Source organism: Sphingobium sp. PAMC28499 (genome assembly GCF_004795815.1).
Taxonomy (GTDB): Bacteria; Pseudomonadota; Alphaproteobacteria; order Sphingomonadales; family Sphingomonadaceae; genus Sphingobium; species Sphingobium yanoikuyae.
This window is the reverse complement of record NZ_CP039248.1, coordinates 3,834,484-3,847,628: the sequence shown is the minus strand read 5'-3', so window position 1 is coordinate 3,847,628 and position 13,145 is coordinate 3,834,484. Positions and strand designations below refer to the sequence as shown.

Annotated in this window: 13 protein-coding genes; 4 read left to right on the top strand and 9 right to left on the bottom strand. The window is 64.1% G+C overall.

What is annotated here, in order from left to right:
• Positions 1-10 precede the first annotated feature (10 nt).
• Positions 11-556 carry a MarR family transcriptional regulator gene (locus E5554_RS18275; RefSeq protein WP_004211810.1) on the bottom strand — a complete coding sequence of 182 codons (546 nt, stop codon included), beginning with the start codon at positions 554-556 and terminating at the stop codon, positions 11-13.
• Positions 557-705: 149 nt separating this feature from the next.
• On the opposite strand from E5554_RS18275, the gene E5554_RS18270 reads away from it, so the two are divergent.
• The 3 genes from E5554_RS18270 (at position 706) to E5554_RS18260 (ending at position 3,088) form a co-directional block, all read left to right on the top strand.
• Positions 706-1,863: an alanine racemase gene (locus tag E5554_RS18270; RefSeq protein ID WP_136187664.1), complete on the top strand. Its 1,158-nt coding sequence runs from the start codon at positions 706-708 to the stop codon at positions 1,861-1,863.
• Entirely contained in the window at positions 1,863-2,249 is a 387-nt protein-coding gene (locus tag E5554_RS18265; RefSeq protein WP_136187663.1) for a RidA family protein, read from the top strand. Before E5554_RS18270 ends, E5554_RS18265 begins: the two co-directional genes overlap by 1 nt.
• Positions 2,250-2,320: 71 nt before the next feature.
• Positions 2,321-3,088: a ThuA domain-containing protein gene (locus tag E5554_RS18260; RefSeq protein ID WP_136187662.1), complete on the top strand. Its 768-nt coding sequence runs from the start codon at positions 2,321-2,323 to the stop codon at positions 3,086-3,088.
• Between the two features lie 36 nt (positions 3,089-3,124).
• Here the strand turns inward: E5554_RS18260 and E5554_RS18255 are convergent, their stop codons facing one another.
• Positions 3,125-4,426 carry a dicarboxylate/amino acid:cation symporter gene (locus E5554_RS18255; protein WP_136187661.1) on the bottom strand — a complete coding sequence of 434 codons (1,302 nt, stop codon included), beginning with the start codon at positions 4,424-4,426 and terminating at the stop codon, positions 3,125-3,127.
• Positions 4,427-4,620: 194 nt separating this feature from the next.
• Here E5554_RS18255 and E5554_RS18245 point away from each other — a divergent pair, with 194 nt between their 5' ends.
• On the top strand, positions 4,621-5,988 hold the full coding sequence (locus E5554_RS18245; protein WP_247594300.1) for a M20/M25/M40 family metallo-hydrolase: 1,368 nt from the start codon (positions 4,621-4,623) through the stop codon (positions 5,986-5,988).
• Positions 5,989-6,106: 118 nt separating this feature from the next.
• Here the strand turns inward: E5554_RS18245 and leuA are convergent, their stop codons facing one another.
• The 7 genes from leuA to E5554_RS18210 all read right to left on the bottom strand — a co-directional run bounded on the left by leuA (position 6,107) and on the right by E5554_RS18210 (position 13,076).
• Positions 6,107-7,780 carry a 2-isopropylmalate synthase gene (leuA, locus tag E5554_RS18240; RefSeq protein ID WP_136187660.1) on the bottom strand — a complete coding sequence of 558 codons (1,674 nt, stop codon included), beginning with the start codon at positions 7,778-7,780 and terminating at the stop codon, positions 6,107-6,109.
• A gap of 230 nt (positions 7,781-8,010) precedes the next feature.
• Positions 8,011-8,616: a YceI family protein gene (locus E5554_RS18235; RefSeq protein ID WP_136187659.1), complete on the bottom strand. Its 606-nt coding sequence runs from the start codon at positions 8,614-8,616 to the stop codon at positions 8,011-8,013.
• A 4-nt stretch (positions 8,617-8,620) separates the two neighbouring features.
• A complete protein-coding gene (locus E5554_RS18230) occupies positions 8,621-9,241 on the bottom strand; it encodes a YceI family protein (protein ID WP_136187658.1) in 621 nt (206 codons plus the stop codon).
• Between the two features lie 115 nt (positions 9,242-9,356).
• Positions 9,357-10,376: a ketol-acid reductoisomerase gene (gene ilvC, locus E5554_RS18225; RefSeq protein WP_004211826.1), complete on the bottom strand. Its 1,020-nt coding sequence runs from the start codon at positions 10,374-10,376 to the stop codon at positions 9,357-9,359.
• An 89-nt stretch (positions 10,377-10,465) separates the two neighbouring features.
• Positions 10,466-10,981, bottom strand: coding sequence for an acetolactate synthase small subunit (gene ilvN / locus E5554_RS18220; protein WP_004211828.1), 516 nt, complete (start codon positions 10,979-10,981; stop codon positions 10,466-10,468).
• Entirely contained in the window at positions 10,981-11,328 is a 348-nt protein-coding gene (locus tag E5554_RS18215) for a hypothetical protein (protein WP_010337168.1), read from the bottom strand. The genes ilvN and E5554_RS18215 overlap by 1 nt, the downstream gene beginning before the upstream one ends.
• Positions 11,325-13,076 carry an acetolactate synthase 3 large subunit gene (locus E5554_RS18210; RefSeq protein WP_136187657.1) on the bottom strand — a complete coding sequence of 584 codons (1,752 nt, stop codon included), beginning with the start codon at positions 13,074-13,076 and terminating at the stop codon, positions 11,325-11,327. The genes E5554_RS18215 and E5554_RS18210 overlap by 4 nt, the downstream gene beginning before the upstream one ends.
• Positions 13,077-13,145: the final 69 nt, after the last annotated feature.

Below are 13,145 nucleotides of genomic sequence, written 5' to 3'. Positions count from 1 at the left end.
TCAGCAGCGACTAGTCCTTGCTCTTGCCGGTGGGGATGAAGCGGGCAATTTTGTTGCCGAGCTTCATGAGGGCGATCAGGGTCGACTTGGGCAGCTTGTTCACCTGCTCATACCAGTTGCCGAGCGTCGACATGAATTCATGCATGCGGGTGATGCGCTCGCGCACATGGGGCGGGCAGCTTTCATCTTTGGCGAGGCGCTGGGCGAGGTCGTTGAGCAGGGCGATGGTCGGATCGATTTCGCGCCGCTTGCGCTCGGCAGCGATGCGGGTGAGCATTTCCCACAGATCGGTTTCCGCGACGAAATGGTCGCGCCGGTCGCCCTCCACATGGACGCGGCGGACGATCGCATAGGATTGCAGTTCCTTGAGCGCGGTCGAGACATTGGAGCGGGCTAGGCCAAGCTGGTCGACAATCTCGTCGGCGGGCAGGGGATGGTCCGACAGATAGAGGAGCGCATGGACCTGGCTGACCGACCGGTTGACGCCCCATTGGGTGCCCATCTCGCCCCAGTGGAGCAGGAACGCCTTGGCATCGGGATGGTCGAGAAGTGGCATGACATTCCTTTCTGTAAAAACAGAAATAACGGAATGAGGTGAGTCGGGCAAGGGGGCGGTGACGGCGGAGGAAAAATCGCCGAAATCCGTCGAGCCCGTTGAAAAGCCGCCGCATCTCGGCAATCTGCGGATCAGCAACGGAGCTTTTTATGTCAGCCCTTTTCGACGATCCCGCCTCGCTCGATACCTTGCCAACACCCTGCCTTGTGCTGGATGCCGACCGGATGGATCGCAACATTACGCGGCTGCGCGCGCATCTGGACGGGCTGGGCGTGGGGATGCGGCCGCATCTCAAGACCGCCAAGTCGGTCGAGGTCGCGCTGCGGCTGATGCCGACGGCGCAGGGGCCGGCGACGGTATCGACCCTGCAGGAGGCGCGCCGCTTTGCGGCGGCCGGGGTGCGCGACATTCTCTATGCGGTCGGCATCAGCCCGGCCAAGTTGCCCGAGATACTGGCGCTTCGGGCGCAGGGCGTGGATCTGGCGATCGTGCTGGATTCGGTCGAGCAGGCGGAGGCGGTCGCGGCCGCATCGCGCGCGGCCGGTACCGCCATTCCGGCCCTGATCGAGATTGATTGCGACGGCCATCGGTCGGGCGTGCAGCCCGGCGATGCGGCGCGATTGCGGGCGATCGGCGCGGCGCTGGCACAGGGCGGGGCATTGCGCGGCGTGATGACCCATGCCGGCGGCAGCTATGGCGCAAGGGGCGATGCCGAACTGCGCGCCTGCGCCGATGCCGAGCGGGATGCCGTGCTGGCGGCGGCGCGGACCTTGCGGGCGGCGGGACATGATTGCCCGGTGATCAGCGTCGGATCGACCCCCACCGCGCATCATGCCACGGACCTGAGCGGCGTGACCGAGGTGCGCGCCGGCGTCTTCGTCTTCTTCGATTTGGTGATGGCCGGGATCGGCATCTGTTCGGTGGACGACATCGCCCTGTCGGTGCTGGCGACGGTGATCGGGCATCAACGGGACAAGGGCTGGATCTTGGTCGATGCCGGCTGGATGGCGATGTCGCGCGATCGCGGCACGGCGAAACAGGATGTCGATCAGGGCTATGGCCTGGTCTGCGACCGGGATGGGCGGCCCTATGGCGATCTGGTCCTGGTCGATGCCAATCAGGAGCATGGCATCATCGCGCTGCGGCCGGGGGCATCTGGCGCTCTGCCGGACCTGGCGGTGGGCGATCGGGTGCGGATATTGCCCAATCATGCCTGTGCCACCGGGGCGCAGCATGATCGCTATCATGTGGTGCGGGGGGGCAGCGGTGCGGTGGAAGCGGTCTGGCCGCGATTTGGAGGATGGTGATGAACGTGCAGCGGATCGAGACCGACAAGGCGCCGGCGCCCGCCGGCTATTATGCGCAGGCGACGATTGCAAATGGCTTCGTCTTCGTATCGGGGCAATTGCCGGTGGTGGCAGGGCAGGGGCCACGCAGCGACCTGTCGTTCGAGGATCAGGCGCGGCTGGCGATCGGCAATATGCTGGCGATCCTGGCAGAGGCAGGATGCGGGCCGGAACGGATCGCGCGCGTCACCGCCTATATCGTGGGCGTCGAGAATTGGCCGCGTTTCAACGGCATCTATGCCGAGATGATGGGGGATGCCCGGCCGGCGCGCACGGTAGTGCCCGCACCCGAACTTCATCATGGCTGTCTGGTCGAAGTGGACGCGATCGGCCTGCTACCGGGCTGACTACGACCATGGGAGCGCTATCTTTCCGTCGCCGCCTGTCCTAGCGATAGGCGAGCGAAGGAGACAGGCGGATGAGAAACAAGGTCGGGGCACTCATTGCCCTGATGGCGCTGTCGGTGCCCGCAGCGGTGCGGGCGGAGGACCAGTATAAGCTGCTCGTCCTCGCCATCCCGAACAAATATCATTATGAATATATACCGATCGCGCGCGACAACCTGGAGCATCTGGGCAAGCTGCATGATTTCAGCTTCACCTGGGCCAACAACACGTCCGTCTTCGACGGCGATCTCAGCCAATATGCGGCGGTGATGTTCCTCAACACGCCGGGCGAGGAACTGAACCCGGCCCAGCGCGCCAGGTTCGAGGCCTATATGCGGGCGGGCGGCAATGCCATCGTCGTGCATCGCGCGCTCATCACCCCGCCGGGCGAGTGGGCCTGGTACGAGAAGATGGTCGGGCGCAGCTTCGTCATCCATCCGATGGTGCAGACGGCGGTGGTGACGCCGACCGACAAGGGTTTTCCTGCCACCTATGGCCTGCCCGATCGCTGGATCTGGACCGACGAATATTATGTGACCGCCAACCCCTATAAGGTGACGATCCATCCGGTGCTGAATGTCGAGGAAAGCAGCTACGACCCGACCAAAATCTGGCCGGGGCAGGTGGCAAGGCCGATGGGGCGGGAGCATCCCGTCGCCTGGTATCATGCGTATGAGAAGGGGCGGGTGTTCGTCACCACGCTGGGCCATAATGGCGAGATGTATCGCGATCCGCGCTATCTCGACCATCTGATGGGCGGCATCTACTGGACGGCGACCGGGCGCGGCCAACTGCCCTGACGGCGGCACGGAATGCCCGCGCCGCCCGGTTTTCGATCAGGCGGCGACCAGTTCGCCTTCGCCATAATAGGCGCTCTCGTCGAGAATGCCCTCGCGCTTGGCGGCGATCACGCCAACCAGCACCTGGCCCGCGACATTGACGGCGGTGCGGCCCATGTCGAGGATCGGGTCGATCGCCAGCAGCAGCCCGGCGCCTTCGAGCGGCAGGCCCAGCGTCGAGAGGGTAAGCGTCAGCATCACGATCGCGCCGGTCAGGCCAGCGGTCGCGGCCGAGCCGATGACCGAGACGAAGACGATCAGCACATAGTCGATGAAGTGCAGCGGGATACCATAGAAGCCCGCAACGAAGATCGCTGCCAGTGCCGGATAGATGGAGGCGCAGCCATCCATCTTGGTGGTCGAGGCGAGCGGGATCGCGAAGGCGGCATAGCCCTTGTCGACACCCAGCCGCTCGGTCACGGTCTCGGTCACTGGCAGGGTGCCGACCGACGAGCGCGAGACGAAGGCGAGCTGGATTGCCGGCCAAGCCTTGGCGAAGAAGGGGCCGGGTTTCAGGCCATTGGCGATCAGCAGCAGCGGATAGACGACCAGCAGGACGAGGCCGAGGCCAAGATAGATGGCGGCGGTGAAGGTGCCGAGCTGCGCCAGCGCGCTCCAGCCATAGGTGGCGATCGCGGTACCGATCAGCGCGGCCGAACCGATCGGCGTCAGGCGGATGACCCAGCCCAGGATCGCACGGACGACGGCGAGCAGCGAGCGGACGAAGGACAGGAAGGGCTCCGCCTTGTCGCCGACCTTCAGCGTGGCAAGGCCGACCGCGATCGAGATGACCAGCAACTGCAGGATGTTGAACGAGATGCTGGTGCTGGCGCTGCCGTCGGTGATCTTGGTGCTGCCCGACAGGGCTAGGCTGTTGCCGGGCACCAGGCCCTTGAGGAAATCGAGCCAGCCGCCGACCGAATCCGCCTTGCCCATGGCGAGCGCTGTGCCGTGCAGGCCCGCGCCCGGCTGCACGATCAGGCCGATGGCGAGACCGATGCTGACCGCGATCAGTGCGGTGATCGCGAACCAGAGCAGGGTCTGGCCGGCAAGCCGGGCGGCATTGTCGAGCGCGCGCAGATTGGCAATCGACGCGACGATCGCGGCGAACACCAATGGCGGCACGATCGCCTTCAGGAGCGAGACGAAGATCGATCCGACCGTCTTGAGGGTGGTCGCCAGCCAGTTGAGGTCGCCATCCGGACCCGCGCCGATCTGGCGCGCGACGAGACCGAGGGCAAGGCCCACGACCATGCCGAGCAGAACCTGGAAGCCGAAGCTGCGATAATTGAGGGCCATGATGGCATTTTTCCTTTGGACGACCGGCGCGCTATATCGGATGGCATCTATCCGATTGCGCGCAAGCAATTCTTTCAAGGGGTTCAGTGCGGATAAGGTGGCCCTCTTTCCGCGCGCCGTCCGATCAAACGCATGGAACGGCGCGATCCGCTATGCCACAATCGCCGCTCGGGTCCATCAGGGAGTATAAATATATGCAATTGCGGGGGATATTGCTGGCGGGGGTGGTGCTGGCAATGCCAGTCGGGGCGCAGGCGGCAGCGGATGCCGGCGCGGCCAAGGAGATATTGAAGCGATCGGTCGCGTTCAAAACCGTCGAGGGGGCGGGGCAGGTGCCTGCGCTGGCCGCCTATTATGCGTCGGTGCTGAAGCAGGCGGGCTTTGCCGATGCCGATATCGTCATCACCCCGATGGGCGAGACCGCGACCCTGGCGGCGACGATCAAGGGGCGCGACCCCAGCCTGAAGCCGATGCTGATGATCGGTCATATGGACGTGGTGGCCGCCAATCGGGCCGACTGGACACGCGATCCCTTCGTCCCGGTCGAGGAGGATGGCTATATTTTCGGGCGCGGGTCGGAAGATAATAAATATGATGTCGCGATGATGGTCGCGACGCTGGCGCAGCTCAAAAAGGAGGGATGGACCCCGCGCCGCACCGTCATCCTGCTTCTGTCGGGCGACGAGGAGACCAACATGGTCACCACCAAGGCGCTGGCGGCCAAATATAAGGATGCCGAGCTGCTGCTGAACGGCGATGGCGGCGGCGGCCTGCTCGACGAGACGGGCAAGCCGGTCCTCTACCAGTTGCAGGCGGGCGAGAAGACCTATGCCGATTTCGAGATCGGCTTCACCGATCCGGGCGGCCATTCGAGCGCGCCGACGCCGGGCAATCCCATCTATCGGCTGGCCAAGGCGATCGACCGGATCGCGGCCTATCGGTTCCCGCCTATGATCAACGAGCTGACCAAGGCGTCGCTCAGCCTGTCGGCGCAGCGGATCGGCGGCGACGTGGGAGAGGCGATGCGTCTCTATGCCGCGACCCAGGATCCGGCCTCTGCGGAACTATTGTCGAGCCGGCCGGAATTTGTCGGGCAGGTGCGCACCACCTGCGTCGCGACCATGCTGTCGGGCGGCCATGCGCTCAACGCCCTGCCGCAAAGTGCCAAGGTCAGCGTCAATTGCCGGATTTTTCCCGGCGTAAAGATCGACGACGTGAAGGCGCAACTGGTCAAGGTGGTGGATGATCAAAGCGCGACCTTCACCACGCTCAACGACCCGACCGGCAGCGATGCCTCGCCGTTGCGCGACGATGTGATGAAGGCGGTGGCCGCCGCGATCAAGGCGCGTTCGCCGGCGATCACGGTGATGCCGGGCATGTCGGCCGGCGCGACCGACAGCCTCTATTTCCGCGCGCTGGGCGTTCCCAGCTATGGCGTCTCCAGCCTGTTCATGAAGGCCGAGGACGGCTTTGCCCATGGCCTCAACGAACGGGTGCCGGTGGCGGGAATCTCCGCCTCGCTGGCCCAGTGGGACAGCGTGGTGCGGGCGCTGGCCAAGTAACGGCTATCTTTAATCCGTTCGGGCTGAGCGAAGTCGAAGCCCGACACTGAGCGAAGCGAAGTGGCCTCCCGATGGTCGGCCGTGCCCTTCGACTTCGCTCAGGGCGAACGGATGGATATCAGCCTCGCACAGCCACCGCATTGGCGGCCGAGAGGACGGCCTTGACCGATGCGGTCGCGACGTCGCTGTCGGTGCCGATGCCGAAGACGGTGCGGCCGTCGGCGGTGCGGCATTCGACATAGGCGGCGGCGTTCACGTCGGTGCCGGCGCCGATGGCGTGTTCATTATAGTCGGCGACCTCCAACACCACGCCCAGTTCGTCGCGCAGCGCGGCCAGCACCGACGAGATGAGGCCGTTGCCGCGACCCGAGATCGAGCGTTCGCCGCCTTCATGGACGATCTTGCCGGTGAAGATGCGGTCGCCTGCGCTGCCGCTCTCATGATAGTCGATCAGGCTATAGGCCTGGTCGCCGGTCTGGTGATAATGGACGTCGAACGCGGCCGAGATGTCGGCGGCATTGAGTTCGCGGCTCGACTGGTCGGCCAGCGCCTGCACCACCTTCGAGAAGTCGGCCTGCATCCGCTTGGGCAGCTTGTAGCCCTTGTCCTGCTGCAGCACCCAGGCGACGCCGCCCTTGCCCGACTGCGAATTGACGCGGATCACGGCTTCATAGTCGCGGCCCAGATCCTTGGGGTCGATTGGCAGATAGGGGACGTTCCAGAACAGGTCGTTGCGCGCTTCCTGCGCGGCAAAGCCCTTCTTGATCGCGTCCTGATGCGACCCCGAGAAGGCGGTGAACACCAGTTCGCCGGCATAGGGATGGCGCGGGTGGACTGGCAGCTGGTTGCAATATTCAACGGTCTGGATGACTTCATCGATGTCGCTGAAGTCCAGTTCGGGGTCGATGCCCTGCGTGTACATGTTGAGCGCGACGGTCACCAGGTCGCAATTGCCGGTGCGTTCGCCATTGCCGAACAGGCAGCCTTCGACGCGGTCGGCGCCGGCCATGATGCCCAGTTCCGCGGCGGCGACGCCGGTGCCCCGGTCATTATGGGTGTGCAGCGAGATCACCACGCTGTCACGGCGCGAGATGTTGCGGCAGATCCATTCGATCTGGTCGGCATAGATGTTGGGGGTCGCGCACTCGACCGTGGCCGGCAGGTTCAGGATCAGCGGCCGATCCGGTGTCGGCTGCAGGATGTCCATCACCGCCTCGCAACATTCCAGGCTGAAATCCAGCTCGGCGGTCGAGAAGGTTTCGGGGCTATATTCGAAATGCCAGTCGGTGTCGGGCATCCGCGCCGCATTGTCGCGCAGCAGCTTGGCGGCGTTGATCGCGATCTGCTTGATTTCCGGGCGTTCCATTTGGAACACGATGTTGCGCCAGGCCGGCGAGATCGCGTTATAGACATGGACGATGGCTTGCTTCGCTCCGCGCAGGCTTTCGAAGGTGGTGGCGATCAGGTCTTCGCGCGCCTGGGTCAGCACCTGGGGCATGACATCGTCGGGGATGGCGCCTTCCTTGACCAGGCCCGAGATGAAGTCGAACTCGGTCGCGCCGGCGGCGGGGAAGCCGACCTCGATCTCCTTGACGCCGACCTTGACCAGCAGGTCGAAGAAGCGGCGCTTCTTTTCCGCATTCATCGGGTCGATCAGCGACTGGTTGCCGTCGCGCATGTCGGTCGACAGCCAGCGGGGCGCCTTGGTGATGACCTTGGACGGCCATTGGCGATTGGGCAGGTCCACCTGGGGGAAGGGGCGGTATTTCTGCGAAGGATCGGTCAGCATCATGGGATCAAACTACTTCCTGGCTCGGGACGCTATGGCGCGCTCCGGGGTACGACTTGACTGTGATGAATGCCCTTAGGCGGATCGACGCTGCCCTTAGCCGGAAGGCAGCACAAAAGCCACGCCTAAGGGCGTGTAAGTCGTAGCAGGGTAAGAAGCGCGACGCTCTGCATGATGCTGTCCCCATAAACGCGGACAGGGGGAGCGTAAAGCCGTTTCTTGCAAAAGGGGCGTCAGGTGCGACGGAAAATTGCGTCGATGGCCAGGTCGACCTTGTCGGATACGAAGGGGCGGCCAAAGCCCATGCCATAATTGCTGCGTTCGACGGTCATGCTGCCGGTGAAGTGAAGGGTAGCGATGCCGGGCGCTTCGTCGGGCGTGACACCGGTCAGCCGGACCGACAGGGCGACCGCGCGGGTCTGGCCGTGCATGGTGAGTTCGCCGGGAATGATCGTCGCGCTGTCGCTGCCGACGAGGGGCGCATCCTGTGCAGTGAAGCGCACGATCGGGAAATGGGCCATGTCGAAAAAGCTGTCGCCTTTCAGCATGGCGTCGGTCGAAGCATCGCCCGTGGTCATCTTCTCGACCGGGAAGCTGATATCGACGTCGGCCCGCTCGGGCCGGGCGGGGTCGATCATCACCATGCCCTCGGGCTGGGTGAAATCGCCTTCATAGCCGCCGACCAGGGCCTTTACATGGAAGTGGACCCTGGTCGCTGCGCCATCCACCAGATAGCGGCCCGGCGCATAGAGCGCAGGGCCGCTAGCAGGACTGGCCGCCGCCGGCCCGCACGCGATCACGCTCAGAAGCAGGATCGCGCGGGCCGGGCGGGGGATCATCGCATCACTTCTGGAAGGCGACGATGATCTTCAGTTCGACATTGTCGCCGACGACGGGGACGAAGCCGCCCATGCCGAAATTGCTGCGCTTGATCGTGCCGGTCGCGACGAAGCCGACATTCTCCTTCTTGTTCATCGGGTTCGCACCGGCGCCATAGAATTCGGCATCCAGCGTCACCGGCTTGGTGATGCCCTTGATGGTCAGGTTGCCGGTGATGTCCGCGCCGGTCGCGCCGTCGGGCTTCACGCCGGTCGACACGAAGGTCGCGGTCGGGAATTTGGCGGCGTCGAAGAATTCGGGCTTGGCGAGATGCTCGTTCAGCGCCGGGATGCCGGTGGTGAGGTTGGCGATCGGCAGGGTGATCGACACCTTCGAAGCCGAGAGGTTGGCCTTGTCCAGCGTCAGCGTGCCGGTCGGCTGGGTGATGACGCCCATATTGTTGGTGAAGCCCATATGGTCATAGGCGAAGACGATCTGGGTGTGGCTGGGTTCGACGCTATAGGTGCCGCCGGTGACCTTGGCGACATCCTTGCTGCCGGGGACGGCCATCGGGGCCTGGGCGATGACAACAGTGCCGCCGGCGACCGCGATCAGGGCAGCGGCAGAGATCAGATATTTGCGCATGGGAAACGCTCTCCAAAAGCATTCAAGGGACGCGGCACAGAATATGCCACGTCCCTCGATTGTTCCAGAGGCGTAACCGGAAACGGATCGTTCCGTTTCCGGTGCGCGAAAGGGCTTAGTTCTTGTCCTTGTTGACCAGCTTGTTGGCGCCGATCCAGGGCATCATGGCGCGCAGCTGCGAACCGGTCTTTTCGATCTGGTGGGCGGCGGCCTGCTTGCGGCTGGCCTTGAGTTCGGGCTGACCGGCGCGGTTGTCGAGGATGAAGTCCTTGACGAAGCGGCCCGACTGGATGTCGGCCAGAACGCGCTTCATTTCCTTCTTGGTTTCCTCGGTGATGATGCGCGGGCCGGTCTTGATGTCGCCATATTCGGCGGTGTTCGAGATCGAGTAGCGCATGTCGGCGATGCCGCCTTCATACATCAGGTCGACGATCAGCTTCAGCTCGTGCAGGCACTCGAAATAGGCCATTTCCGGGGCGTAGCCGGCTTCGACCAGGGTTTCGAAACCGGCCTGGACCAGCGCGGTGGCGCCGCCGCACAGCACGGCCTGCTCGCCGAACAGGTCGGTTTCGCATTCCTCGCGGAAGTTGGTTTCGATGATGCCCGAGCGGCCGCCGCCGACGCCCGAGGCGTAGGACAGGGCGATGTCATGGGCGTTGCCGGTCGCGTCCTGATGGACGGCGATCAGGCAGGGGACGCCGCCGCCCCGCTGATATTCGCCGCGCACGGTGTGGCCGGGGCCCTTGGGCGCGATCATGATGACGTCGATGTCGGCGGGGACTTCGATCAGGCCGAAATGGATGTTGAGGCCATGGGCGAAGGCGAGCGCGGCGCCGGGGCGCAGATTGCCCTTGATGTCGGCTTCATAGATGGCGGCCTGATGCTCGTCGGGCGCCAGGATCATCAGCACGTCGGCCCACTGGGCGGCTTCCTTGTTCGGCAGCACCTTGAAACCGGCGCCTTCGGCCTTCTTGGCGCTGGGCGAACCGGGGCGCAGCGCGATGGCGACTTCGGCAACGCCGGAGTCGCGCAGATTCTGAGCATGGGCGTGGCCCTGCGAGCCGTAGCCCAGAATGGCGACCTTCTTGCCCTTGATCAGGCCGATGTCTGCGTCGCGATCGTAATAAACCTTCATTGGAAAACCCCTTCTCGTCCCCCCATGCAGGGGGCGTTAGACAATAGTGGTGGAAAGAAACGCCGCCTGTGACGGCGCGGAATGGAATATCAGGCCGGCTCCTTGCCGCGGATCAGGCCGGCTACGCCAGTGCGACCGACCTCGACCAGGCCGATCTGGCGCATCAGGCCGACGAAATTGTCGATCTTCTCGGTCGTGCCGGTGATCTCGAAGATGAAGCTCTCGATCGTGGTGTCGACCACCTTGGCACGGAACACGTCGGCCAGGCGCAGCGCCTCGATCCGGTCCTCGCCGGTGCCGGCGACCTTGACCAGCGCCAGTTCGCGCTCGACGAACGGGCCAGCGTCGGTCAGGTCGGTCACCTTGTGGACCGGCACCAGCCGGTCGAGCTGGGCGATGATCTGGTCGATCACCTTGGGCGGGCCGTTGGTGACGATGGTGATGCGGCTGATCGCATGGTCGTCGGTAATGTCGGCCACGGTCAGGCTGTCGATATTATAGCCGCGCGCGGTGAACAGGCCGGCGATGCGGGCCAGGATGCCCGCCTCGTTCGACACCGTCAGCGACAGGACGTGCCGCTCGCTCTGTTCTTCGTGGATATGCATCAGATGCTGTTCCCGTCTTCCATTTCTTCGCGCTCGGGGCGCGGCGAGATCATGCCGATAAAGGCATAGTGCCAATCATCGTCCTGCGGGTGGGCGAGGCGGACGGGAAAGGCCGTCACCGCGTCGAACATCCGCAGAAGATGTTCGCCCACATAGCGTGGGCCGGCCAGCAGCCGATCGACCTGCAGGCCATGATATTCGAACCCGCTATCCAGATGCACTTCCCATTCCTCATTGTCGGGGTCAGCATGGTCGCTGGTCCAGCCGGTGAGTTCGGTCGTGCCTGTGATCCGTTCGAAATCCCAGGGTTCGGTCACGAAAATGCGGACCTTGGCGGGGGTGGTCACACCAGTGCCTTTGCCTCGTCCGACATGACGCCTTCGATCTGGTTGGGATCGAGCAGCATTTCGGTATGGGCCGCACCCGACGGGATCATCGGGAAGCAGTTGGACAGCTTCGCTACGCGGCAATCGACGATCACGGGACCGTCGGTTTCCAGCATCTGGCGGATGCCGGCCTCCAGTTCCTGTGGCCCTTCGATGCGGATGCCGGTCCAGCCATAGGCCTCGCCCAGCTTCACGAAGTCGGGCAGGCTGTCCGAATAGCTGTTGGAATAGCGGCTTTCATAGGTCAGTTCCTGCCACTGGCGGACCATGCCCATATATTCATTGTTCAGGATGAAGATCTTCACCGGCAGCCGATACTGGCTGGCTGTCCCCATTTCCTGAATATTCATCTGGATCGAGGCGTCGCCGGCGATGCAGATGCTGATGCTGTCGGGATTGCCCATCTGCGCGCCGATGGCAGCGGGGAAGCCATAACCCATCGTGCCCAGACCGCCCGAGGTCAGCCATTTATTGGGGGCTTCAAAACCGAAATGCTGGGCCGCCCACATCTGGTGCTGACCGACTTCGGTGGTGATGATGATGTCCTTGCCGGTCGCGCGGGTCGCCTTGTAGAGGTCCGCGATCGCCTTTTGCGGCATGATCTCGCTGCCGCTTTCGGGGTAGGACAGGCTCTTCTTGGCACGCCATTCGGCGATCCGTGCCCACCAGGCCGACAGGTCCGCCTTTTCATGGCCGCGCTGCTTCCACAGGGCGATCATGTCTTCCAGCGCGCTGCCGACATCGGCGACGACCGCGACATCGACGTCGACGATCTTGTTGATCGAGCTGCGGTCGATATCGATATGCACCTTGCGGCTGTTGGGCGCGAAAGCGTCCAGCCGGCCGGTGACGCGATCGTCGAAACGCGCGCCGATGCAGAGGATGAGGTCCGCCTGGTTCATCGCCCAATTGGCTTCATAGGTGCCGTGCATGCCCAGCATGCCGACCCACTGGTCGGACGACGCGGGGAAGGCACCCAGACCCATCAGGGTCGAGGTGACGGGCGCGCCGGTCATCGCCGCCAGTTCGCGCAGCAGCGCGCTGGCCTGCGGACCCGAATTGATGACGCCGCCGCCGGTGTAGAAGATCGGCCGTTCCGCCGCCGCCAGCATCTCCACCGCCGTATCGATCGCGGCGGCATCCGCCTTGGTCTGCGGATGATAGCTGGCATGGACCTTCAGTTCCGGCCGGGCATAGGGCGCGGTCGCGATCTGGACATTCTTGGGAATGTCGACGACGACCGGGCCGGGGCGGCCGGTGGTGGCGATATGGAATGCCTCATGAACGATGCCGGCCAGCTTGGCCGGATCCTTCACCAGATAATTATGCTTGGTGCAGTGGCGCGTGATGCCGACCGTGTCCGCTTCCTGGAAAGCGTCGGTGCCGATCAGTTGCGTGGGCACCTGACCCGTGATGACGATCATCGGGATCGAATCCAGCAGCGCGTCGGTGATGCCGGTGACGGCATTGGTCGCGCCGGGGCCGGAGGTGACCAGGACGACGCCCGGCTTGCCGGTCGAACGGGCATAGCCCTCGGCCATGTGGGTCGCGCCCTGCTCGTGGCGCACTAGGACATGCTTGATCGTGGGGTGATTATAGAGCGCGTCATAGATGGGCAGCACGGCGCCGCCCGGATAGCCGAACACAACTTCGACGCCCAGATCAACCAGGCACTCGACCAAAATGTCCGCGCCGCTCTTTTCGGCCACGATGAAACTCCTCTTTTTTAAGATGCTGGCTCGCGGGTCTGCGCCGTCGCGCCCGCATTGGCAAGGCGC

Bases quoted from the DNA above. Each gene is read 5' to 3' on its own strand.
- E5554_RS18275 (WP_004211810.1), bottom strand. From the start codon at position 556: ATGCCACTTCTCGACCATCCCGATGCCAAGGCGTTCCTGCTCCACTGG.
- E5554_RS18270 (WP_136187664.1), top strand. From the start codon at position 706: ATGTCAGCCCTTTTCGACGATCCCGCCTCGCTCGATACCTTGCCAACA.
- E5554_RS18265 (WP_136187663.1), top strand. From the start codon at position 1,863: ATGAACGTGCAGCGGATCGAGACCGACAAGGCGCCGGCGCCCGCCGGC.
- E5554_RS18260 (WP_136187662.1), top strand. From the start codon at position 2,321: ATGAGAAACAAGGTCGGGGCACTCATTGCCCTGATGGCGCTGTCGGTG.
- E5554_RS18255 (WP_136187661.1), bottom strand. From the start codon at position 4,426: ATGGCCCTCAATTATCGCAGCTTCGGCTTCCAGGTTCTGCTCGGCATG.
- E5554_RS18245 (WP_247594300.1), top strand. From the start codon at position 4,621: ATGCAATTGCGGGGGATATTGCTGGCGGGGGTGGTGCTGGCAATGCCA.
- leuA (WP_136187660.1), bottom strand. From the start codon at position 7,780: ATGATGCTGACCGATCCTTCGCAGAAATACCGCCCCTTCCCCCAGGTG.
- E5554_RS18235 (WP_136187659.1), bottom strand. From the start codon at position 8,616: ATGATCCCCCGCCCGGCCCGCGCGATCCTGCTTCTGAGCGTGATCGCG.
- E5554_RS18230 (WP_136187658.1), bottom strand. From the start codon at position 9,241: ATGCGCAAATATCTGATCTCTGCCGCTGCCCTGATCGCGGTCGCCGGC.
- ilvC (WP_004211826.1), bottom strand. From the start codon at position 10,376: ATGAAGGTTTATTACGATCGCGACGCAGACATCGGCCTGATCAAGGGC.
- ilvN (WP_004211828.1), bottom strand. From the start codon at position 10,981: ATGCATATCCACGAAGAACAGAGCGAGCGGCACGTCCTGTCGCTGACG.